We start from the raw sequence: 19878 nt of genomic DNA, 5'->3' as shown, positions 1-19878 counted from the left end.
GACACTGCGCAATGTCGCTCGGCGATAGGCGGGGCGGGGCGGACAAATCTTACAATTTTAGTGAGAAGCGAAGTCTTGCCTTGGATCTGACACAGTTTTCCTCTAGGTGCGTTCACAAATGAACAAACTTTGAGTCGCACCCGCTTCGCCATGGCCACCCTGCCCCACGATGATGACCTTCTGTTTCGGCTGTTGCGCCAGATCGATACGGCGCCCGATGCGTCGCAACGTCAGATCGCAACCGGGCTGGGGATCAGCTTGGGTCGCCTGAATGCTGTATTGCGGCGGGCCTCTGACAGAGGGCTGGTTCAGATCCTGGACCGGAACAGCCCGGACCGACGCCAGAGGGTCGCCTATGGCCTGACCACACGGGGCGCGACCGAAAAACGCCGCCTGACCGAACACTTCCTTACCCGCAAATTCGATGAATATAACGCGCTTCACGCCGAACTGACCGGCACCGCGCACAAGCTTAGCCCTCCAAAGAACAGGACGCTTTCCATGGCAATGTCGCTTCATGCCCCGATCCCCGAACTTTATGTCTCCTACGACAGCGCACAGAAACTGAAGAATGAGGCGGCGGATCTGCCGTCCTGGGATCTGACCCCGCGCCAGGTCTGCGATCTGGAATTGTTGATGAATGGCGGCTTCAACCCGCTGAAAGGCTTCCTCGGGCAGGAGGATTACGAGGGCGTCGTGGAAAACATGCGCCTGGCCGATGGCACGCTTTGGCCGATGCCGATCACGTTGGATGTAGGCGAAGCCTTTGCCGAGAGCGTCGAGGCAGGGCAGGATATCGCCCTGCGTGACGCCGAGGGCGTGATCCTCGCGATCCTGTCGATCAGCGACAAATGGGTGCCGAACAAAGCGCGCGAGGCCGAGAAGGTTTATGGCGCCGACGATCTGGCCCATCCGGCCGTCAACTACCTGCACAATGTTGCTGGCCCCGTCTATCTGGGCGGCGCGATCACCGGCATCCAGCAGCCCATCCACTATGATTTCCGCGCCCGCCGCGACACGCCGAACGAACTGCGCGCCTATTTCCGCAAGCTCGGCTGGCGCCGGATCGTGGCGTTCCAGACCCGCAACCCGCTGCACCGCGCGCACCAGGAACTGACCTTCCGCGCCGCAAAAGAAGCCCAGGCCAACCTGTTGATCCATCCGGTTGTCGGCATGACCAAACCGGGTGATGTCGATCACTTCACCCGCGTTCGCTGCTACGAGGCGGTGCTGGATAAATATCCCGCCGCAACCACGACGATGAGCCTGCTGAATCTTGCGATGCGCATGGCCGGCCCGCGGGAGGCCGTCTGGCACGGGCTGATCCGCAAGAACCATGGCTGCACCCATATGATCGTGGGCCGCGACCATGCCGGGCCCGGCAAGAACTCCGCCGGGGAGGATTTCTACGGGCCTTATGATGCGCAGGATCTGTTCCGCGAACATCAGGAGGAGATCGGCATCGAAATGGTCGATTTCAAACACATGGTCTATGTGCAGGAACGCGCCCAATACGAGCCCAATGACGAGATTGCGGATCGCGACAATGTCACGATCCTGAACATCTCGGGCACCGAATTGCGCCGCCGTCTGCGAGAAGGGCTAGAGATCCCGGAATGGTTCTCGTTCCCCGAAGTGGTTCGCGAATTGCGCCGCACCTCGCCGCCGCGCTCGCAACAGGGCTTTACGGTATTCTTCACCGGGCTCAGCGGCTCGGGCAAATCGACCATTGCCAACGCGATCATGGTCAAGCTGATGGAACAGGGCGGTCGCCCGGTGACGCTGCTGGACGGCGATGTGGTGCGCAAGAACCTGTCGAGCGAGTTGGGCTTTTCCAAGGAACACCGCGATCTGAACATCCGCCGCATCGGCTATGTCGCGTCGGAAATCACCAAAAACGGCGGGATCGCGATCTGCGCCCCCATCGCGCCCTACACCGCGACGCGCCGCGCCGTGCGTGAGGAGATCGAGCAGTTCGGGGCCTTCGTCGAGGTCCATGTGGCCACCTCGATCGAGGAATGCGAACGCCGGGATCGCAAGGGCCTGTATAAGCTGGCGCGGGAAGGGAAGATCAAGGAATTCACCGGGATCTCCGACCCCTACGAGGCGCCAACCGCGGCGGAACTGGTCGTCGACACCGAAAGCGTCGATGTCGATTACTGCGCGCAGCAGGTGCTGCTGAAGCTGGAAAGCATGGGCCTGATCGCGGCGTGAGACTGGTGGGCCTGAACGGAGCGCGTGCGGATTCTCACGCCAATGCGCTCCGTTCGCCCACTCATGCAGTCGAAGTTCCAACTTACAATCGCACCAACCTATGCCATGAGACGATTTTGACACGACCCCAGCGGTCGATAACTAAAACGCGTGCCGGCTAGAGTCTAATCCGCCTGCCGCGTCGTAAAGGTCTGCTTCGAGCCCAATCCTACCAAGCGGCCGCGCCGCGGCGAATGTCGACTGACGAGGCTTTGAGGCGTCATCGCCATACCGATTCGTGGTACGGTTCGGTCATGGAGCATTCAGAGTTTGCAACACCCGCTGAACTCAATGGCTGGCTGGAGAACAACCACAGTCAGGTCGAGGAACTGTGGGTACGCATCTTTAAGAAAGGTGCTGGCAGGGCCTCCGTAACTTGGCGGGATTGTGTTGTCGCAGCCATCGCTTGGGGGTGGATCGACGGACAGAAGAAGCCCCTTGACGATGTCTCTTACCTGCAACGCCTCACACCACGACGAGCGAAATCAAACTGGTCGCAGAAGAACAAGGAACACGCTGAGAAGTTGATCGCCGACGGCAATATGTCAGCGGCTGGTCTGCGGCATGTGGAGGAAGCAAAAGCCGATGGCCGATGGGACGCCGCCTATGCAGGGCAAGCCGAGTTGGAGATACCTGCTGATTTCCTGGAGGCCTTGGAGCAGCATCCGGTCGCTAAGGAATTCTTCCAAACTCTGGATAGGAAGAACCTCTACCCAATCTACTACCGATTGAAGACAGCGAAGAAACCGGAAACGAGAGCGGCCAGAATGCAGAAAATGCTGCAGCAGTTGGATCGCCGCGAGAAGTTTCACTGACGGTCCCATAATCGTCTTCTTGGCGAGGGCCGATGCTCCGCTTCACTGAACGCGCAGGCTTACTTGGAATTGTCAGTCGACGATCTGCCCACAGGTCACATTGATGGCCGAAGCGGTCATGGCCGATGCACGGTCGGATGCAGCGAGCACCGCTGCATTGGCGACCTCATCCGCACGAGGAAAACGCTTCAGCAACGTGGCGTTCCTCATCTGCGCAAGGTAATCGGATTCCGCGATACCAGCCTGGTCACCATGTTCGTCGGTGGCGACATCATCTCCGAAGGTTTCCGGTGAGCCGGCGGAGCGGAGCCAGATTACCCTTACACCGGCGGGTCCAATCTCTGCCGCCAACCCCCGATAAAAACCTTCGATGGCGCAGCAATAAGCCCCGAAGCCGCCAACCAGCGGAAGCGCCAGGCGGGAGGGCGTGGCGGTCAGTGCCAGGATGACGCCGGCTCTCCGCGCCTCCATTCGGCGGGCGGCCTCGGTTGCAGTCGTAAAATGGGCTTCAGTCCCTGTAGCGATCGGACGAAGAAAGTCGGGCTTCGACATCTTGGTAAGGGCTGTGCCCTGATCGTCCTCAACACCGATTAGGTTAAAAGAGATGTCGATAGGGCCTGAGGATGCCTCGACCTCATCGGCGTGATCGCAAACCGCAACGGAATCTAGTGCATCAACGGCTGAAACGGTCGCAGTGCCTCCAGCGGCGCGAACGGTATCAGCAACGGCCTGAAGGGCTTCGGTACTCAGACCGCACAGGTGAACGGCTGCACCGTCTCGGGCAAAAGCAGTCGCCATGCGTCGCCCCATGCTACCGCCAGCCCCATAAATGGCAGCGTTCTTTCCCGAGAGCAGCATAGTCACTTCGCCCACCCGCTTGGCAATTCATGGACAACTCGCCTGTTTCCGATCTTTGCGGGGTGGCACTGCGTCGCTGCACCATCTCGGTCTTTGACGAACATGTTGGGGCGGCTGCTCGCTCGATAACTCATCCTGGGCTCCTAAGGGTCATGTGTCTGTATTGGAACGGTGGTTTGGCTTGACATCTCTATACGTTGATATCAACATAACTGAATGTCAACTTCGCTCTCTCAAAGCGACACAATCGAGGTTCGCGATCGATGCCTCTGCTTTCGCGCGCAGCGTGCGGCGCGCGCTCTAGCTCGGCGTTTTGACAACGCGTTTCGACCCTTCCAAATCACGCAAGGGCAATTCTCACTGATGATGGCGCTCAACCGTCCCAAACCTCCGACCATGGGTGAGGTTGCAGCTTTCCTCGCCATGGACCGCACGACGTTGACGGCTGCGCTCAAGCCGCTGACACGTCGGGAACTGGTTGAGGTTACCGCCGACCCCAACGACACGCGCGCGCGTCGGCTTTGTCTCACAAGTGGCGGTCGCGCGCTGTTAGCCGAGGCGTTACCCGTCTGGCGTGCCGAGCATGACGCCGTGGACAGTTTGTTGCTTACGCTGGAGGGCTGTCTCGACCTCGAAGCCCTGCGCGGAGGCATCGGCTTGCTCGGCCAGGCCGACCAACCAGCCCCCAACCCGTCCAAAGGCGGAGGCCGAACATGACTGAGCTCATCCTGACCACACTGGATTGGGTGCCAGAGTTCCCACGCGGCTTTGTCCGCGACCTTCGCATCCGATGGGCGTTGGAGGAAGCGGACATCCCCTATCAGATCGCGACGACACCTGTGGGCGATGCCGAGGCGCGTTTGCCGTTCCAGCCCTTTGGCCAAGTGCCATGGCTCACCGATGGAGACATTACGATCTTCGAGAGCGGCGCGATCCTGCTGTATCTCGGTGAAGGCAGCACTGCTTTGATGCCTGCGGATCGGCCGGGTCGCGCCAAGGTCATGGAATGGCTTTTCGCGGCGCTCAACTCGGTCGAGATGCCCGCCGTGCCCTGGTCGCTCTATCGGTGGGCCGACGACGAGACACAATCCCCCGCTCGCGCCCACCTCGAACGCTTCCTTGACGGCCGCCTCAACCACATGGAGGCTGTGCTCGCAAAGGGTGACTGGCTTACTGGTCCGTTTTCGATCGCCGACATCGCAATGTCCGACGTGCTCCGGCAACTGCGGAGTTACGATGTCTTCGCCAAGCGGCCCGCCTGCCAACACTATGTGGAGCGCGCCACCGCACGTCCGGCGTTCAAGAAGGCATACGCCGACCAGATCGCACATTTCGAGGCCGCGGACGTCGAACGCACCGCGCGCTCTGAATGATGCTCGCCAAGTCAATTCATTCCGCAAGGAGACAGACCATGCCCGACGCAACTGCCTATCCGAAAATCGTATCGAAAGAGGCCTGGTTGGAGGCACGCAAAGCGCTTCTGGCCGAAGAAAAGCGGATCACGCGTGAGCGCGACGCGGTCAACGCCCTGCGGCGGCGACTGCCGATGGTGCATATGGAAAAGGATTACGCATTTGAAGGCCCCGAGGGTCCATTGACACTGCGCGATCTCTTCGGCGACGCGCGCCAACTGTTCATCGGTCACTTCATGTTCGACCCAGAGTGGGAGAACGGCTGTTCAAGCTGCAGTCATCTGGCCGACGAGATCTCGCCCAAGCACCTCAAGCATCTTCGGGACGGCGATACCGCATTTGCTTATGTCTCCCGCGCGCCGATTGCCAAAATCGAAGCCTACAAGGCCAAGCGCGGTTGGACATTCCCCTGGGTGTCGTCCTTCAGAAGCGACTTCAACTACGACTTCGGCGTGACATTCGACCGTGAGAAGGGGTCGGTCACTTACAATTACAAAACCGAAGCAGAACTGACGGAACGAAACCTCTACGGGGTCAAATCGGGGCAGTCCTCGGAATTACCAGGCTTCAGCGCATTCCTTCTGATCGACGACGACGTGTTTCACACCTATTCGACCTACGGTCGTGGCGGAGAGACGTTTGGCGGCGCGCATTACATACTCGACATGACTGTTTGGGGCCGACAGCAGGACTTCGAGGATTCGCCGGAAGGTTGGCCGCAAGAGCCAACATACGGGTAGGTCGCAGTACCGGAAGCCGACAAATCAGACTGAAGACGGATTAGGTTGAGATGCGTAAACTGGTCTTATCGATGGTTCAGAGTGTTGATGGTTACATCAACGGTCCGGGTGGCGAACCACTGATCCCTGAATGGTCAAGCGATCTCGATCAATGGACGTTCGATATGATCGAGCGCTTTGACACGCTTCTCTACGGGCGCGCGGCCTGGCAAGAGATGGCGGCCTTTTGGCCCAACGCCGAAACAAATCCTGATACGCCCGAGCCCCAACGAAAGCTAGCAAGGTTCATGAACAGATCATGGAAGATCGTTTTCAGTCGAACCTTGCAGAACACGAAGGCCTGGGCAAACTCGGACTTGGCAAATGACAGTATCTCTAACGTCGTCAGCAGACTAAGAGAGAGCCCCGGCAAAGACATGGTCATTTTTGCGGGCGCTTCGTTTGCGCAAGAAGCGATGCGCGCCGACGTGGTCGATGAACTCTGGTTGCTGACGGTCCCGCTCTTGTTTGGGCACGAAACCCGGCTGTTCGAGGGGCATGGTTTGCGTTCTGGTTTGACGTTGAGCGAAGTCAGGCAAATGGATACTGGGGCGGTTTCTACGCGGTACGTTCGAACTCGCCCAAGTTGACCCCTTGCGGTCACATGCGGCGCCACAACAGAGGTGATCAAAGCAATGAATTCAGAACGCATCGACCGCGCAGAACTGAAAATCGCAGCTTCGACTGACGTAATCTATCGCGCCTTTCTTGAGCCGTCTCTGCTTGAGAAATGGCTGCCGCCCATGGGGATGAGCGGTAAGGTTCATGAGATCGATGCTTCACAGGGCGGCGGATATGTGATGAGTCTTTACCACCGAGATGTAACGCCCGCAGTTCCGGGAAAAACAACCGAACGCGAAGACAGGTTTTGGGTTTTGTTCGATGAGCTTACGCCCGGAAGGCAAATTGTGCAGCGTGTTGTGTTCGATGCAGCCGACCTAAGCTTCGCGGGTGCAATGAAGCAAACATGGACGTTTCAGAGTTCCGGACAACTGACAACCGTATCAGTCGCCTGCGAGAACGTCCCGTCAGGCATTCGACCTGAGGATCACGCGATCGGCCTGAACTCATCGCTTCAAAACCTTGCGAGAGCCGTTGAGACGGAACTCTAACCTGCTCCCTAGGGGTCAGGCGAGGGTTCGCGTCGTGCCCAACCCGCTCATTCGCCAGGGCGCGGCGAACGATCGGTATCAGTCACCTTAGCCGTCGCAGACTGCATTTGCGCGGGCTTTTGCACAGCCACGCCGACCATGACGAGGACCACGCCCAGGACATCCACGGCGCTCGGTATCTGGCGCAGGACGATCACGCCGATGATCGTGGCGGTTACGGGCAAGAGAGCGAGCAGAAACGCAAAGCTGGCGCGCGGCAAGCGGGCCATAGCAAGCTGGTCACAAACATAGGGAATAACGGAGGAACAGATTCCGACGCCGATCCCGGCCAGCACCAGAAGCGGTGCGCCGAAGGCGTCGAGAGCTTGCAGGAACCCGATGGGCATGACGAAGACGAAGGCTGCCGTCATGGCAGCGCCCAAACGTTCCACACCGCCCGATGCGCCACCTTCGGAAATCTTGTGGCCGAGGATGATGTAGAGAACGAACAGCGCCCCATTCAGGACCGCCCAGAACAGGCCAAGAAGGTCAGAAGTCAGTTCAGGACCATCTGCTGCCAGAAGCGACGGCACGCCAATCAGAAGGGCCACACCTATGATGGCCAAGGCGAAGGCCAGATAGTTGCGCCCGTTGCGAAGGCCCCAGAGGGCGATACCGATGGTGCCGACAAACTCGATGGCAGCGACCAGCGAGATCGGCAGCCGGTCCAATGCCAAATAGAAAGAACTGTTCATCACCGCGAGGCAGCCGCCAAGCGCGAGAAGAAGAAGAAGGCGCTCGCGGGGTGTTGATTTCTTGAAGGTACGCAAAGGCTTCGTGATGGGAGCGAAAACCAAAGCTACCGACGCGATACGGAACCACGCGACACCAAGCACGCCGACGACAGGGAACAACGGGACCGCGAAAGCCGGGCCAAGATAGTGGAAAACGGCGGAGACGCCGAACCATGCGTGCGGGGGAACGGCCTCGGACAGGCGCGACATGGCTCCCGAGGCGTTCGCGAGAGCGGGGTTTGCGTGGTCTTGATCTGGCATACATCCATAATGCAAGGCAGAACAACACTGCGATATGGAGATCAGCTATGTCAGAAACTGAATTAGACGCAAAAAAGAAGGATCGATCTATCGATAGACTTCGATCCGAAGAAAGCGGCCTCGACAAGATCGACGCAGCGATTCTTCGCGAGCTTTGCGCGGATGCCCGCATTCCTCGTGCCGAGTTGTCCCGCCGAGCGGGTCTATCCGCCCCAAGCGTAGCAGACCGTGTGCGGCGCCTTGAGGATGTCGGCATCATCACCGGATACGGCGCTCGCATTGACCCGGCCCGTCTTGGCTAGGGCCTGACGATCCTGATCCGTGCGCGTCCGCTGCCAGGTGAGATGAACAACATGATTGAAGCGATCCAGGAGACGCCTCAGATTGTCGCTTGCGATCGCGTTTCCGGCGAAGACTGCTTTGTCCCGCATTGTCGCCAAGCCAATCTCTCGGCTTTCGGCGCTTATTGAGTCGTGTCGGCGTCGGTATCGGTTGGTGTATCTGGCGCGGCTTCGCCCTCACCCGGTGCGACCTCGCCTGTGTCTGGCTCCTCTGCCGGGGCGGGGCCCGAGCCGTCGGCGGGTAGGCCGTTAACCCATTCGCCCTCCAGCACCTCACCGGTGGCGTAGGTCATTGTGCCCGCGCCTTGGCGGCGGCCGTTCACGAAGGTGCCGACATAGACATCGCCATTAGCGTAAGTCGCCGTACCCTGACCATTGATCTCGCCATCATCCCATTCGCCCTCATAGCGGAAGCCATCGGGCATCTCTAACGTGCCCTGCCCCTCGCGCTGACCGGCGGCGAAGGTGCCTTCGTAGATCGTGCCGTCGGCATAGGTGGCGCGGCCTTCGCCATGGCGCAGGCCATCTTCCCACTGCCCCTGATAGCGATAGCCGTCAGGGTGGCTCATCGTGCCCTGCCCGTGCTGGCGCGCATTGAGGAAATTGCCCTCATAGACCAATCCGTTGGCGTAGGTCGCCGTGCCCGCGCCCTGGATCACACCATCGACCCATTCGCCCGCATAGCTTGATCCGTTGGGATAGGTGATCGTGCCGGTGCCATGGGCCAGATCGTTGCGAAATTGCCCCTCATAAACCGAGCCATCGGGATAGGTGACGGTGCCTTCGCCCTCGATCCGGCCTTCGACCCAGGACCCGACATAGATGTAGCCATCCGTGCCCGTGAAGGTGCCATGCCCCTCGCGCTGATCATTGGCGAAATCGCCCTCATAGATATCGCCATTGGCATAGGTGACTTGGCCAGTGCCTTGCCGCTGACCATTGACCAGCGTGCCGACATAGACGTCACCATTTGGCTGGGTCAGCGTGCCGGTGCCGTTGATCTGCCCCTCGGCCCATTCGCCTTCGTAGATCACGCCATCGGCCATTTCCAACCGCCCGGTGCCGGACCGCACGCCGCCGTCGAACTGGCCCGTATAGGTCGCGCCATCGGGATAGGTGATGGTGCCGGTCCCCTGCTTCAGCCCGTCGGACCATTCACCTTCGTAGCGATACCCATTCGGGCCAGTCATCACACCGGTGCCGTGGTGCAGCGCATTGCGGAAGGTGCCGGTATAGCTGACGCCATTGGAATAAACCGCGGTGCCCTCGCCCTCGATCCGGCCTTCGACCCAATCACCTTCATAGGTGGAGCCGTCGGCGAAGGTGATGATCCCCGTCCCCTCGGGACGCCCGGCGACGAAGCTACCCTCGTAGATCGATTGGTCGGGGAAGGTCGCGCGGCCCTGGCCGCGGATCTCTCCATCCACCCATTCGCCGGTATATTCATAGCCGTTGGGCAGGCGATAGGTGCCGGTCCCGTGCTGCACACCGTCGCGGAATTCGCCCTCGTAGATGCCACCATTGTCATAGGCGGCGATGTCGGTCGTCACCTCGCCCCCGGTATCCTGGGCCAGCGCCGCTGTCGCCAAGAAGATCGCCGTACCTGTGCCCCAAATCATCGATTTCATCGACTGCCCCTCCCACCTGACGGAGATGTTGTTGGTTTCGCGCGCAACGCTAGGTGACAGGGCGGGTTGGCGCAACGCCTTATCAAGCCGCAGCACCGCCTTGGCGCTTGGACGCGCGCGCGAAGCTGTTATATCGGCGGGTGCGCTTTGCGAAGGGAAAGACGATGACGGACCGGTTCCGCCTGACGATGGCACAATTGAATCCCACGCTGGGGGATCTGGCGGGCAATGCCCAAATGGTGCGCGACGCCTGGGCCGAGGCGAAGGCGGCGGGGGCCGATTTCGTCGCCTTCCCCGAGATGTTCATTACCGGCTATCAGCTGTTGGATCTGGTCATGCGCCAGGCCTTTGCCGAGGATGTGCAGCGCGTGATCGAGGATTTGGCGGTTGAGCTGTCAGACGGCCCCGCCTTTGGCATCGGCGGCCCGAAATGGGGCGGCGACAAGCCCTTCAACGCCTATTACGTCTGCAACAAGGGCGAGGTGACAGCGACTGTTCTGAAGCATGAGCTGCCCAACTACGCCGTCTTTGACGAGGTGCGCTATTACCATGCGGGCGATCCCCAGGGGCCGGTGAATATCGGCAATGTGCGCATCGGCATCCCGGTCTGCGAAGATGCCTGGTTCGAGGATGTGTGCGAGACCTTGCAGGAATCCGGCGCCGAGATTCTGGTGATCCCGAACGGGTCGCCCTACCACCGGAACAAGATGGAGGTGCGCTACGGCGTCGTCGTGGCCCGCGTCATCGAAACCGGCCTGCCCGCGGCCTATCTGAACCTGCTGGGCGGCCAAGACGATCAGGTGTTTGACGGTGGGTCCTTCGTGCTGAACCCCGGCGGCGCCCTGGCGCTGCAGGCGCCGCAATTCGAAGCGGCGCTGATCCATGCGGATTTCGAGCGCGGCCCGGATGGGTGGCGCGCGCTGGAGGGTGAAAAGGCCAGCCTGCCCGATGAATGGGAGGCCGATTACCGCGTCATGACCATGGCGCTCGCCGATTACCTGCGCAAAACCGGGTTCTCGAAGGTGGTACTGGGCCTGTCGGGCGGCATCGACTCCGCCATTGTGGCGACGATTGCCGCCGATGCGATTGGGCCGGAAAACGTGCATTGCGTCATGCTGCCCTCGCGCTACACGTCCGAGACCTCGCTTGAGGATGCCCGTGATGTGGCCAAGCGGCTAGGCGTGCGGCTTGATACCATTCCGATCACCCCGGCGCGCGAGGCGGTGACCGAAAGCCTGAGCGATCTTTTCGATGGGTTGGAACCGGACGTGACCGAGGAAAACATCCAATCCCGCCTGCGCGGTGTGATGTTGATGGCCTTGTCGAACAAGTTCGGCTCCATGTTGCTGACCACGGGCAACAAATCCGAGGTCGCCGTGGGCTATGCCACGATCTATGGCGATATGTCCGGCGGCTATAATCCGATCAAAGACCTCTACAAAACGCGCGTGTTCGAGACCTGCCGCTGGCGCAATCGCACCCATCGCGACTGGATGAAGGGCCCGGAGGGAGAGGTCATCCCGCCCCGTGTCATCGACAAGCCGCCCACGGCGGAGCTGCGCGAGGATCAAAAGGACGAGGATAGCCTACCGCCCTACGAGGATCTCGACGTGATGCTGGAGATGCTGATCGATCAGGAGAAAAGCGTCGCCGAGGTGGTGGCGGCGGGCTATGATCGCGATTGGGTCCGGCGGGTGGAGCATCTGATTTATATCAGCGAATACAAACGGTTCCAGTCAGCACCCGGTGCACGATTGACGGAAAAGGCGTTCTGGCTCGACCGCCGCTATCCGATTGCCAATCGCTGGCGCGATGGCGGGTAAGGCCGATCAAGTCGGCCTAGCCCAGAGGCTTAGTGCACGCTGACGGGGCGTAGGTCGTTCTGACGCGCCACCGTGAAAGCCAGTTCGCGATTGTCGACCAAGGCGATCTGTTCACCGTTTTCGCGGCCAATGGCGTAAAGCACGTCACGCCCTTCGGCGCGGCTTTGAACCTCTTCGGGTAGGTCGGCCACCGCGACTTGGCGGATATAAACAATGGGCCGGTCTGTGCTTTGGGTCTGGGTCATGTCCTATCACCTCCGGTTTGAATCGAAATCGTCTGTACAATCTTGTCGGGCACCGCGCGGGTCAGATCCACATGGAGCAATCCGTGCTCCATCTCGGCCCCCGCCACATCAACGCCGTCTGCCAATACAAAACTGCGCTGAAATTGCCGGGCGGCAATGCCGCGATGCAAAAAGACGCGCCCATCGGCATCGTCGTTCTGTTTGCCGCGGATCACCAATTGCCGGTCCTCGACCGTAATCGCCAGGTCATCTTCGGAAAACCCGGCCACAGCCAAGGTGATGCGATAGGCATTCTCGCCGCGTTGCTCGATATTGTAGGGGGGATACCCCTCATTTCCGGTCTTCGCGGTGCGCTCCACCAGCCGTTCCAGCTGATCGAACCCCAGAAGATAGGGATGTGACCCCAAGGTCAATTTCGTCATGTCTCGCACATCCTTGTGTCAAGCGATCTGCATGGCAGCGCCCCCCGGTCTCGGCGGGGCGTCTGTTGGAAATATGGGGATCAACGCCTGCCTCCGCAAGGGCTGGGCAGGGGTTGGAGCAGAGCGCGTTTACCGCTATCTTAGCGCATCGGGTTTTGGGGAAGCAGGTGTCGATCACATGAACGCACCATCGGAGATGAGCCATGAGGACGTGTTGCGCGTGCGATTGGAAGTGCTGCGCCGTGAACATCGCGACCTGGACGAGGCCATCGACGCCCTGCAAGACTCGGTCCGCCCAGATCAATTGACACTGAAGCGCCTGAAAAAGCAGAAATTGGCGTTGAAGGACAAGATCACCAAAATCACCGACGAGCTGACCCCCGACATCATCGCTTGAGCCCCGGCGCAGCCTTTCTTATGGTGCGCCGCTCTAGGGCGGGACGAAGGGACACCGAACATGTCAGACGTGGAAGTTGCGATCATCATGGGCTCGCAATCCGATTGGCCCACGATGCGGGCGGCGGCTGACATCCTCGATGAGTTGGGCGTGCCCTATGAGGCGCGGATCGTCTCGGCCCACCGGACCCCGGACAGGCTGTGGGACTTTGGAAAAGGCGCGGCAGATGCCGGACTGAAGGCGATCATCGCAGGTGCCGGCGGCGCGGCGCATCTGCCGGGTATGGTTGCCTCCAAAACCCGCGTGCCCGTGATCGGCGTGCCGGTCCAGACCAAGGCACTGTCTGGCGTCGACAGCCTCTACTCCATCGTACAAATGCCGCGCGGCTATCCCGTGGCGACCATGGCCATTGGCGCCGCGGGCGCGGCCAATGCGGGCCTGATGGCGGCAGCGATCCTGGCCAACACGGATGCGGATCTGGCGCGTCGTCTGGACAAATGGCGCGCGGATCTGTCGGCCTCGATCCCCGAGGTGCCCGTTGATGAGTAATCCCCTGCCCGCGGGCGCTGTGATCGGCATTTTGGGTGGTGGTCAATTGGGGCGGATGCTGGCCGTGGCCGCATCACGACTGGGCTATCGCAGCCATATTTTTGAACCCGGCACCGCCCCCGCCGCCGATGTGGCCCATGCCTGGATCAAAGCCCCCTATGACGATCTGACGGCGCTGGCCCAGTTTGCCGAAGCCTGCGATGTCATCACCTTCGAGTTCGAGAATATCCCGGCCGAGGCGCTGGATGTGTTGTCGCAAGCCCGCCCGCTCCATCCCAATCGCCGCGCCTTGGAGGTCAGCCAGGATCGCCTGACCGAAAAAGCATTCCTGCGGGATCTGGGTCTGGCCACCGCGCCCTTCGCGCCGGTCGAGGGCGATATCCAAACCGCCCTCGCGATCACCGGCACGCCAGCGATCCTGAAAACCCGCCGTTTCGGCTATGACGGCAAGGGCCAAGCGCGCGTCATGGCATCCGACCAGGCGCAGGCCGCGCTCGACAGCCTGAAAGGCGCCCCCGCCATCGCCGAAGGTTTCGTGACCTTCAGCACTGAGATCAGTGTGATCGCCGCGCGCAACACAGATGGCGCCGTTTCGGTCTATGATCCAGGCGAAAACGTGCACCGCGACGGTATCCTGGCGACCACCACCCTGCCTGCGGCGATCCCAGCGCGGCTGCGCACAGATGCGGTGCTGGTCGCCTCGCAGATCCTCAATGCACTCGAATATGTCGGCATCATGGGGGTGGAGCTGTTCGTGACCCCGCAAGGTCTGGTCGTCAACGAAATCGCCCCGCGGGTGCACAATTCCGGCCATTGGACCCAGGCGGGCTGCGCCGTGGATCAGTTCGAACAGCATATCCGGGCGATCACCGGCTGGCCCTTGGGCGACGGCAGCCGCCATGCCGATGTGGTGATGGAAAACCTGATCGGCGATCAGGTGGACGCCGCACTGACCCATGCCGCCGCGCCTGGCGTGCAAGTGCATCTCTATGGCAAAACCGAGACGCGACCGGGCCGGAAGATGGGGCATATCAACCGGATCACCGGCACCGCCTGAGCGCTATTCGATCAAGCCTTCGATTACGTCGATCACATCCAGATCCGGATCGAAGGCGCCATTGGCCAAAAACGCCTCGACCTGGGCGATCACCAGCAGATTGTTCATCATGAACGTGTGGGTGACGGGCAGCACGATATGATCGGCCATCCCCTCCACAAAGGTGGAACTGACGCTGACCTTGCCGTCATCCTCGCCGGGGATCAGAGCGGAATATAGCGGGTTAAGCGTGCGATTGCCCGCGATCACGCCAAGCTCAAAGTTCACATCGCCCAGCCGGTTCACCAGATCGCCCGGCGCGGTGCCAAGCTGCTGCCCGGCGGGCCCGTTGAGCCATTCGAACGGCTCCAGCGGCCCCAACACATCGACCAGTTCCGATCCGCTATTGGGCGGGGCCAGCATCACCACGCGGCCCAGATCCTCCACGCCTTCTGCGCCCAGCCAATAGCGCGCCAGGATGCCGCCCATGGAATGGGTGACGAAATGCACAGGCGTCTCGGTGCAGGCCTCCAAAGCAGGGGGGATCGTATCCTCGGCCAGCTCGGCGATCGCGGCCCGGCGCGACGGGTAGCCCTGATTGACCACCTGATAGCCCGAGGCCGCCAAACTCTCTTCCAAGACCAGCAGCGAGGTTTCGCTCCGCGCCAGCCCATGCAACAGCACCACGCAATCGGCTTGCGCCGGAAACGCACCCAATACCGTCAAAGCTGTCAAACACATCAAACGAAATCGCATCTCCATAGAATAGGGGATCCGCCCGCCCGAAACGAGGGGCTTGCCGCGCGCGCGTCGTCACGTCATGGGTGGGGCATGAGCCGACCCATCCGCCTTGCCGTCCGTGGCCTTCTTCTTGTCGATAACCGCCTGATGCTGGTGAATGCCTGGCCGGGCGGGACATCCGATCTGCTCTGCGCGCCCGGGGGCGGGGTCGAACCCCATAGCTCGCTCCACGACAATCTGATCCGGGAATTTCACGAGGAAACCGGCCTGGACGTGTCGGTGGGCCCGGTCTGCCTGGTTAACGAGTTCCACGATCCGCCGCGGGATTATCATCAGGTCGATATCTATTTCCGCGTAACGCTTGTTGCGGGCAATCCCCTGCAAGATTGGACCGACCCCGAAGGCATCGTGACTGAACGCTACCTGCTGAGTCGGGACGAGTTGGCGACACGCCGGGTCAAACCCGACAGCCTGGCCGATGTCACCTGGGGCACGGGCGTGTCCGCCGATGGCAGCACATTTTACGACGTGTTGGAACGCAGCTTGCGCTGAAACACGCCCAGCCCATAGGCGATGCCGCCCAAGGTCAGGGCACCCGCCCCCACCATACGCCAGGACACCACCTCTCCGAGCAGCAGCACGCCACCAACTGCCGCGATGACGGGCACCAGCAATTGCAACAGGGCCGCCGTTGACGCGCCCAGTTGCGGCAAAACACCATACCACAATGCATATCCGAGCCCCGAGGTTATCGCCCCCGCGACGATGGCCAGCACGATCCCAAAGAGGTTCGCCCCGGCCACATCCATCTCCACCGGGAACAGCAAATAGACCGCCACCAACAGGGGGACGGACCAGATGAAATTGGCGCCGGTTTCGGCCATCGGGTCCGACGCGGCACGACCTGCGAGGCTGTAGATGCCCCAGCCCAGGGCCGCCGCCAGCATCGCCGCCGTCGCCACCAGCGGCAATGCCGCCGCACCCGAAGGCCAGCCCAGCCAGGCCAGTCCGATCAGCGCCAGGGCCGCGCCGATCCAGCGGCGCAGCGGCGGGCGCTCGCCTTCGATCACACCGCCCGCAAACATCGTGACCTGCACACCGCCGAACAGGATCAATGCGCCAAGGCCCGCATCGATATCCACGTAAGCCACGGAAAAGCCGACCAGATAAAGCGTCAAGCTACCCGCCCCGGCGATCCGCGATCTGGTCAGAAGCGGCAGCACCCGGCGCCGCGCCAGAACCAGGGCGGCCAGAAAGACAGCCCCCGCAAAGGCGCGGATCAGAGCGAAGGTATAGGGGTCGATATGGCCCGGCCCGACCGCCAACCGGTTCAGGATCGAATTCGAGGCGAAGGCCACCAGAACCACGCTCGTCAACAGGATCAGCCGCATCTTTGCGCTCCCACCATCCGTGCCGCAAAGCCGCCTGTCAGATGCGTCACATGACCCGCGCTGATCGTCGCCTCGATCCGGCGGCTTTGGGCGTCCACCACCACCAGATCAGCCCGCTGGCCCGGCAAAAGTCGGCCACGATCCGTCCAGCCCATGATCCGCGCCGGTCCGCTTGAGATCAGCGCCCAGGCCTGCGCCAGCGGCATCCCCGCATCCCACAGCCGCAGGGCCGCGCGGTGGATGGCGGCATAGTGATAGTCGGAGACCAGAGCATCGACGAGGCCCGCATCGATTAGCTCCGTCGCCGCGACCTTGCCGCTATGGGAATTGCCGCGCACAACATTGGGCGCCCCCATGATCACCGGCTCACCTGCGGCCTTCGCGGCCTCCGCCGCAGCGCGGGTTTCGGGGAATTCCGCGATAGATGCGCCAAGGGCACGATAGCGGGCGCGGATTTCAGGCGTGGGGTCATCATGGCTGCCGATCCGGCACCCGCGAGCGGCCAGCGCTTCGGTGAACCCCGGCAAGGCGGCCTCGGCCAAGGGCATCTCCGAGGACAGGCGCTGCATCAGCGCTAGATGCGCCTCGGGTGAGCGCCCGGATTTCAACGCCTGCCCGGTCAGCCGCGGCGGACGCTTGCCTTGGGCAAGCTTGTCATGGGGCAGATGGTCGTTCAGCACGACATAACCGATCCGCGTGTGATCGATCAGCGCCAGGATGTCGCCGAACGCCTCGCGCAGACCAATCTCGACGCGCAATTGCAGGCGCAGATCCATCCGGGTGTCGAAACCGGCCACCGCTGAGGCGACCCTTCTGGCGAAATCCGGGCCGCGCATCCCGCCTTCCCACGAATAGAACTGAGCCAGCATCGCCGTCGTGATCCCGCTGGAGGCCAATTCGGCCTCCACGGCGGGCAGACCATCGGCCACGTTCAGCTGCGCCCCACGCCGCGGCGCCAGATGCCGCTCGAACCCGTCGCCATGCAGATCGATGATCCCCGGCAGGATCAGATAACCCCTCGCATCGACGATAGGCCCGCGCGTCCCAGACACGCGCCCGGCTGCGATGGACAGATCGCCGGGGGCCATCTCGCCCGCTTGCAACAGGTCACCACCCGCAAAGGTCAGGGACAGGGGTTCAGCCACGGCGATAGGCTTGGCGGATCAGCGCGGCGACATCCTGCGCCTCAGGGTCGCCGTCCAGCTGCGCCCAGGCGTGTCTGGCGGCGTCCAAACTGGGGGCGCCCTGCCCCGTTTCGCGCACCATGTCAGCGAAGACGCTCACATCTTTCAAGGCGCCCGCGGCGGAAAACCCGACGCTGTCATCCTCGCCCAGAAGCCGCGGCAGGCGCGCCTTGACCATCGGCATCCCGGCGGGCGACTTGGCTAGGATCGTCAGCGCCGTTTCAATCGGGATCTCCGCGCGGCGGGCCATGGCCAGAGTGTCCCAGAGCCCTGCGAAATAGACGTTGAGTTGCGCATTCACGATGGCCTTCATCGTCATGCCCGCGCCCAATGGCCCGACATGCAACCGCGCGCCTGAGATCAGCGCCAGCACCGGCTCGGCCCGTGCCGCCGCGGCCTCGCTGCCGCCCAGAAAGAAGGTACATGTGGCATTTGTGAGCATTTCGGGCCCACCCGCGATCGGGGCATCCATGATCTCGGCATCCAGATGCGGCGCCTGCGCCTTTACGATCTCGGGCGACACGGTCGAGGTCTCAAGGATCAGCTTGCCCGTCAAATCTTCGTCGGACAACGCCGCCAAAACCGCCTTCACCGCGGCATCATCGAACAGGCTGGTCAGGATGATATCCGAGGCTGCACATAACGCGCCGATATCCCCAGCGGCCTGAATCCCAAGCTGCGCCGCGTCCTCCGCCGACAGGCCAGAGCGCGTCCACCCCGTCACTGCAGCGCCCCGCTCTGCCAGACGCGCCGCCATGGCGCGGCCCATCCGGCCCAATCCGATCACCCCAATCCGTTCCATCACCGTCCCACATGCCATATCACCCTGCGGAGACCATGCAGAACTCCGACTGCGGCAACAACGTCTTTGGCGCAGAAACCCGTATCACGATCAGCGGCGCGATCCGATCGATGCATCAGAGCAGGCTACCATATAGCCATCCAATATTGACCGGTTGAAAATGTACGCCTAGCATCGACCCCCTAAAAACAAATACTTAGTCAAAGCCTTAGGGGAATGGGGAATGAAGACACTGATTTGCGCGGCCGTTTTGGCCGCAACTTCCGGTATTGCCCACGCCACCACAATCACCGAGATCGACGATTTCGCGGGTGCCACGATCAGCCCACCGATGTCAGCGCCGGGAGCGATCTATGATTTCTCGGGCATCGGGGCCTACAGCGTGTCGGGCAGCCTCAACTGGCTATGCGCCGGGGAATGTGACCAAAATGACCCCGCTGACATCTTCGCCTTCAATATGGGGCCAAATCGCGCGGTCGAAGACATCACGCTGACGATGACAAACCTGACCGCCTCTGGCGGGGGCGCACAGTTCAGCGATGGCTCTGTGTCGGGGACGTTCGGCCTAACGGTCGGGGATGTGACACTCACCTCCCCGGGGGCGGTTGGCTTCGCCACCACATCCTTTAGCGGAGCGTTTTCGGACGCGGTCAACGTCGTGACAAGCTATCCCGAAGGGCTCGTCCACGTTCTGGGTGTTGGGATCGCGCCGGGTGGTTTGTTGACGCTGTTCAGCGATGCACAGGTCACCGCGGATTGGCAGATCAGCTTCAACGTGGTCGATACCTCGTCCGGGCCAGGCCCCGCGCCTGTGCCGCTGCCCGCGACAGGGATCTTATTGGTTGCTGGGTTGGGTGGATTGGCAGCATGGCGTCGCCGCGCGACCTGAAAGTAACCGCAGGCGATAGTTGGGATCGGGGCCTTTACGGGCCCCTTTTCTTTGGAACACTCCCGCGCGCCGCGAAATGACAAAGGGGCCCGAAGGCCCCTTTGCGTATCTGTTGTGGCGTCCCTGCCGGAGCCGCTTTCCGTGAAAACGACCCCGCAGGATGCGAC

The 19878-nt window shown here is 61.6% G+C and carries 24 protein-coding genes; 15 read left to right on the top strand and 9 right to left on the bottom strand.

The annotated features are described in order from the left end of the window. The first annotated feature begins 150 nt into the window (after nucleotides 1-150). Both V8J82_RS12470 and V8J82_RS12465 read left to right on the top strand, forming a co-directional pair. The gene (locus V8J82_RS12470) at nucleotides 151-2214 is read left to right on the top strand and encodes a bifunctional sulfate adenylyltransferase/adenylylsulfate kinase (RefSeq protein WP_339975671.1); all 2064 of its coding nucleotides are present in this window, start codon (nucleotides 151-153) and stop codon (nucleotides 2212-2214) included. A gap of 233 nt (nucleotides 2215-2447) precedes the next feature. Then, on the top strand, nucleotides 2448-3068 hold the full coding sequence (locus V8J82_RS12465) for a YdeI/OmpD-associated family protein (protein ID WP_339975670.1): 621 nt from the start codon (nucleotides 2448-2450) through the stop codon (nucleotides 3066-3068). A gap of 72 nt (nucleotides 3069-3140) precedes the next feature. Here V8J82_RS12465 and V8J82_RS12460 read toward each other — a convergent pair whose 3' ends face one another. Then, on the bottom strand, nucleotides 3141-3941 hold the full coding sequence (locus V8J82_RS12460; protein ID WP_339975669.1) for an SDR family NAD(P)-dependent oxidoreductase: 801 nt from the start codon (nucleotides 3939-3941) through the stop codon (nucleotides 3141-3143). Between the two features lie 201 nt (nucleotides 3942-4142). Here V8J82_RS12460 and V8J82_RS12455 point away from each other — a divergent pair, with 201 nt between their 5' ends. The 5 genes from V8J82_RS12455 to V8J82_RS12435 are packed head-to-tail and all read left to right on the top strand — an operon-like array spanning nucleotide 4143 to nucleotide 7229. Next, complete coding sequence (locus V8J82_RS12455) at nucleotides 4143-4643, top strand: MarR family winged helix-turn-helix transcriptional regulator (protein WP_339975668.1); 501 nt, start codon at nucleotides 4143-4145, stop codon at nucleotides 4641-4643. After that, a complete protein-coding gene (locus V8J82_RS12450; protein ID WP_339975667.1) occupies nucleotides 4640-5299 on the top strand; it encodes a glutathione S-transferase family protein in 660 nt (219 codons plus the stop codon). The genes V8J82_RS12455 and V8J82_RS12450 overlap by 4 nt, the downstream gene beginning before the upstream one ends. A gap of 38 nt (nucleotides 5300-5337) precedes the next feature. Further along, the gene (locus V8J82_RS12445) at nucleotides 5338-6078 is read left to right on the top strand and encodes a DUF899 domain-containing protein (RefSeq protein WP_339975666.1); all 741 of its coding nucleotides are present in this window, start codon (nucleotides 5338-5340) and stop codon (nucleotides 6076-6078) included. A gap of 50 nt (nucleotides 6079-6128) precedes the next feature. After that, entirely contained in the window at nucleotides 6129-6707 is a 579-nt protein-coding gene (locus V8J82_RS12440; protein ID WP_339975665.1) for a dihydrofolate reductase family protein, read from the top strand. 45 nt (nucleotides 6708-6752) lie between these two features. Beyond that, nucleotides 6753-7229, top strand: a complete 477-nt coding sequence (locus tag V8J82_RS12435) for an SRPBCC domain-containing protein (protein WP_339975664.1) — start codon at nucleotides 6753-6755, stop codon at nucleotides 7227-7229. A gap of 47 nt (nucleotides 7230-7276) precedes the next feature. Here V8J82_RS12435 and V8J82_RS12430 read toward each other — a convergent pair whose 3' ends face one another. After that, on the bottom strand, nucleotides 7277-7963 hold the full coding sequence (locus V8J82_RS12430) for an EamA family transporter (RefSeq protein ID WP_339975663.1): 687 nt from the start codon (nucleotides 7961-7963) through the stop codon (nucleotides 7277-7279). A 212-nt stretch (nucleotides 7964-8175) separates the two neighbouring features. Here V8J82_RS12430 and V8J82_RS12425 point away from each other — a divergent pair, with 212 nt between their 5' ends. Both V8J82_RS12425 and V8J82_RS12420 read left to right on the top strand, forming a co-directional pair. Next, nucleotides 8176-8565, top strand: coding sequence for an Lrp/AsnC family transcriptional regulator (locus tag V8J82_RS12425; protein ID WP_339975662.1), 390 nt, complete (start codon nucleotides 8176-8178; stop codon nucleotides 8563-8565). A gap of 42 nt (nucleotides 8566-8607) precedes the next feature. After that, complete coding sequence (locus V8J82_RS12420; protein WP_339975661.1) at nucleotides 8608-8733, top strand: Lrp/AsnC ligand binding domain-containing protein; 126 nt, start codon at nucleotides 8608-8610, stop codon at nucleotides 8731-8733. Here V8J82_RS12420 and V8J82_RS12415 read toward each other — a convergent pair. Then, nucleotides 8727-10223 (bottom strand): MORN repeat-containing protein, encoded by a 1497-nt coding sequence (locus tag V8J82_RS12415; RefSeq protein ID WP_439650067.1) that lies wholly within the window; start codon nucleotides 10221-10223, stop codon nucleotides 8727-8729. The genes V8J82_RS12420 and V8J82_RS12415 overlap by 7 nt on opposite strands. 173 nt (nucleotides 10224-10396) lie before the next feature. Between V8J82_RS12415 and V8J82_RS12410 the strand changes: the two genes are divergently transcribed. Then, nucleotides 10397-12055 (top strand): NAD+ synthase, encoded by a 1659-nt coding sequence (locus tag V8J82_RS12410; protein ID WP_339975659.1) that lies wholly within the window; start codon nucleotides 10397-10399, stop codon nucleotides 12053-12055. Nucleotides 12056-12084: 29 nt separating this feature from the next. Here the strand turns inward: V8J82_RS12410 and V8J82_RS12405 are convergent, their stop codons facing one another. Both V8J82_RS12405 and V8J82_RS12400 read right to left on the bottom strand, forming a co-directional pair. Further along, nucleotides 12085-12300 (bottom strand): DUF1150 family protein, encoded by a 216-nt coding sequence (locus tag V8J82_RS12405; protein ID WP_339975658.1) that lies wholly within the window; start codon nucleotides 12298-12300, stop codon nucleotides 12085-12087. Beyond that, nucleotides 12297-12722, bottom strand: a complete 426-nt coding sequence (locus V8J82_RS12400; protein ID WP_339975657.1) for an Hsp20 family protein — start codon at nucleotides 12720-12722, stop codon at nucleotides 12297-12299. The genes V8J82_RS12405 and V8J82_RS12400 overlap by 4 nt, the downstream gene beginning before the upstream one ends. Before the next feature lie 178 nt (nucleotides 12723-12900). Between V8J82_RS12400 and V8J82_RS12395 the strand changes: the two genes are divergently transcribed. From V8J82_RS12395 to V8J82_RS12385, 3 genes are read left to right on the top strand one after another with little or no spacing between them, the layout of a single operon-like run. After that, the gene (locus tag V8J82_RS12395; RefSeq protein WP_339975656.1) at nucleotides 12901-13119 is read left to right on the top strand and encodes a YdcH family protein; all 219 of its coding nucleotides are present in this window, start codon (nucleotides 12901-12903) and stop codon (nucleotides 13117-13119) included. A gap of 60 nt (nucleotides 13120-13179) precedes the next feature. Continuing rightward, complete coding sequence (gene purE / locus V8J82_RS12390) at nucleotides 13180-13668, top strand: 5-(carboxyamino)imidazole ribonucleotide mutase (protein ID WP_339975655.1); 489 nt, start codon at nucleotides 13180-13182, stop codon at nucleotides 13666-13668. After that, complete coding sequence (locus V8J82_RS12385) at nucleotides 13661-14725, top strand: 5-(carboxyamino)imidazole ribonucleotide synthase (RefSeq protein WP_339975654.1); 1065 nt, start codon at nucleotides 13661-13663, stop codon at nucleotides 14723-14725. Before purE ends, V8J82_RS12385 begins: the two co-directional genes overlap by 8 nt. Nucleotides 14726-14728: 3 nt before the next feature. Here the strand turns inward: V8J82_RS12385 and V8J82_RS12380 are convergent, their stop codons facing one another. Further along, nucleotides 14729-15460, bottom strand: a complete 732-nt coding sequence (locus V8J82_RS12380; protein ID WP_339976039.1) for an esterase/lipase family protein — start codon at nucleotides 15458-15460, stop codon at nucleotides 14729-14731. 75 nt (nucleotides 15461-15535) lie between these two features. Here V8J82_RS12380 and V8J82_RS12375 point away from each other — a divergent pair, with 75 nt between their 5' ends. Beyond that, nucleotides 15536-15997, top strand: a complete 462-nt coding sequence (locus V8J82_RS12375) for an NUDIX domain-containing protein (protein ID WP_339975653.1) — start codon at nucleotides 15536-15538, stop codon at nucleotides 15995-15997. Here V8J82_RS12375 and V8J82_RS12370 read toward each other — a convergent pair. The 3 genes from V8J82_RS12370 to V8J82_RS12360 are packed head-to-tail and all read right to left on the bottom strand — an operon-like array spanning nucleotide 15967 to nucleotide 18897. Further along, on the bottom strand, nucleotides 15967-16836 hold the full coding sequence (locus tag V8J82_RS12370; RefSeq protein ID WP_339975652.1) for a DMT family transporter: 870 nt from the start codon (nucleotides 16834-16836) through the stop codon (nucleotides 15967-15969). The genes V8J82_RS12375 and V8J82_RS12370 overlap by 31 nt on opposite strands. Beyond that, nucleotides 16827-17981 carry an alpha-D-ribose 1-methylphosphonate 5-triphosphate diphosphatase gene (locus V8J82_RS12365; RefSeq protein ID WP_339975651.1) on the bottom strand — a complete coding sequence of 385 codons (1155 nt, stop codon included), beginning with the start codon at nucleotides 17979-17981 and terminating at the stop codon, nucleotides 16827-16829. The genes V8J82_RS12370 and V8J82_RS12365 overlap by 10 nt, the downstream gene beginning before the upstream one ends. After that, nucleotides 17974-18897 (bottom strand): NAD(P)-dependent oxidoreductase, encoded by a 924-nt coding sequence (locus tag V8J82_RS12360; RefSeq protein WP_339976038.1) that lies wholly within the window; start codon nucleotides 18895-18897, stop codon nucleotides 17974-17976. The genes V8J82_RS12365 and V8J82_RS12360 overlap by 8 nt, the downstream gene beginning before the upstream one ends. A gap of 148 nt (nucleotides 18898-19045) precedes the next feature. Between V8J82_RS12360 and V8J82_RS12355 the strand changes: the two genes are divergently transcribed. Continuing rightward, a complete protein-coding gene (locus V8J82_RS12355) occupies nucleotides 19046-19711 on the top strand; it encodes a VPLPA-CTERM sorting domain-containing protein (protein WP_339975650.1) in 666 nt (221 codons plus the stop codon). The last annotated feature ends 167 nt before the right edge of the window (nucleotides 19712-19878 follow it).

Origin of the sequence: Gymnodinialimonas mytili (genome assembly GCF_037544085.1) — a bacterium.
In the GTDB taxonomy this organism is placed as follows: Bacteria; Pseudomonadota; Alphaproteobacteria; order Rhodobacterales; family Rhodobacteraceae; genus Gymnodinialimonas; species Gymnodinialimonas mytili.
The sequence above is the reverse complement of the archived record's forward strand: the minus strand, read 5'-3'. Positions and strand labels throughout refer to the sequence as shown.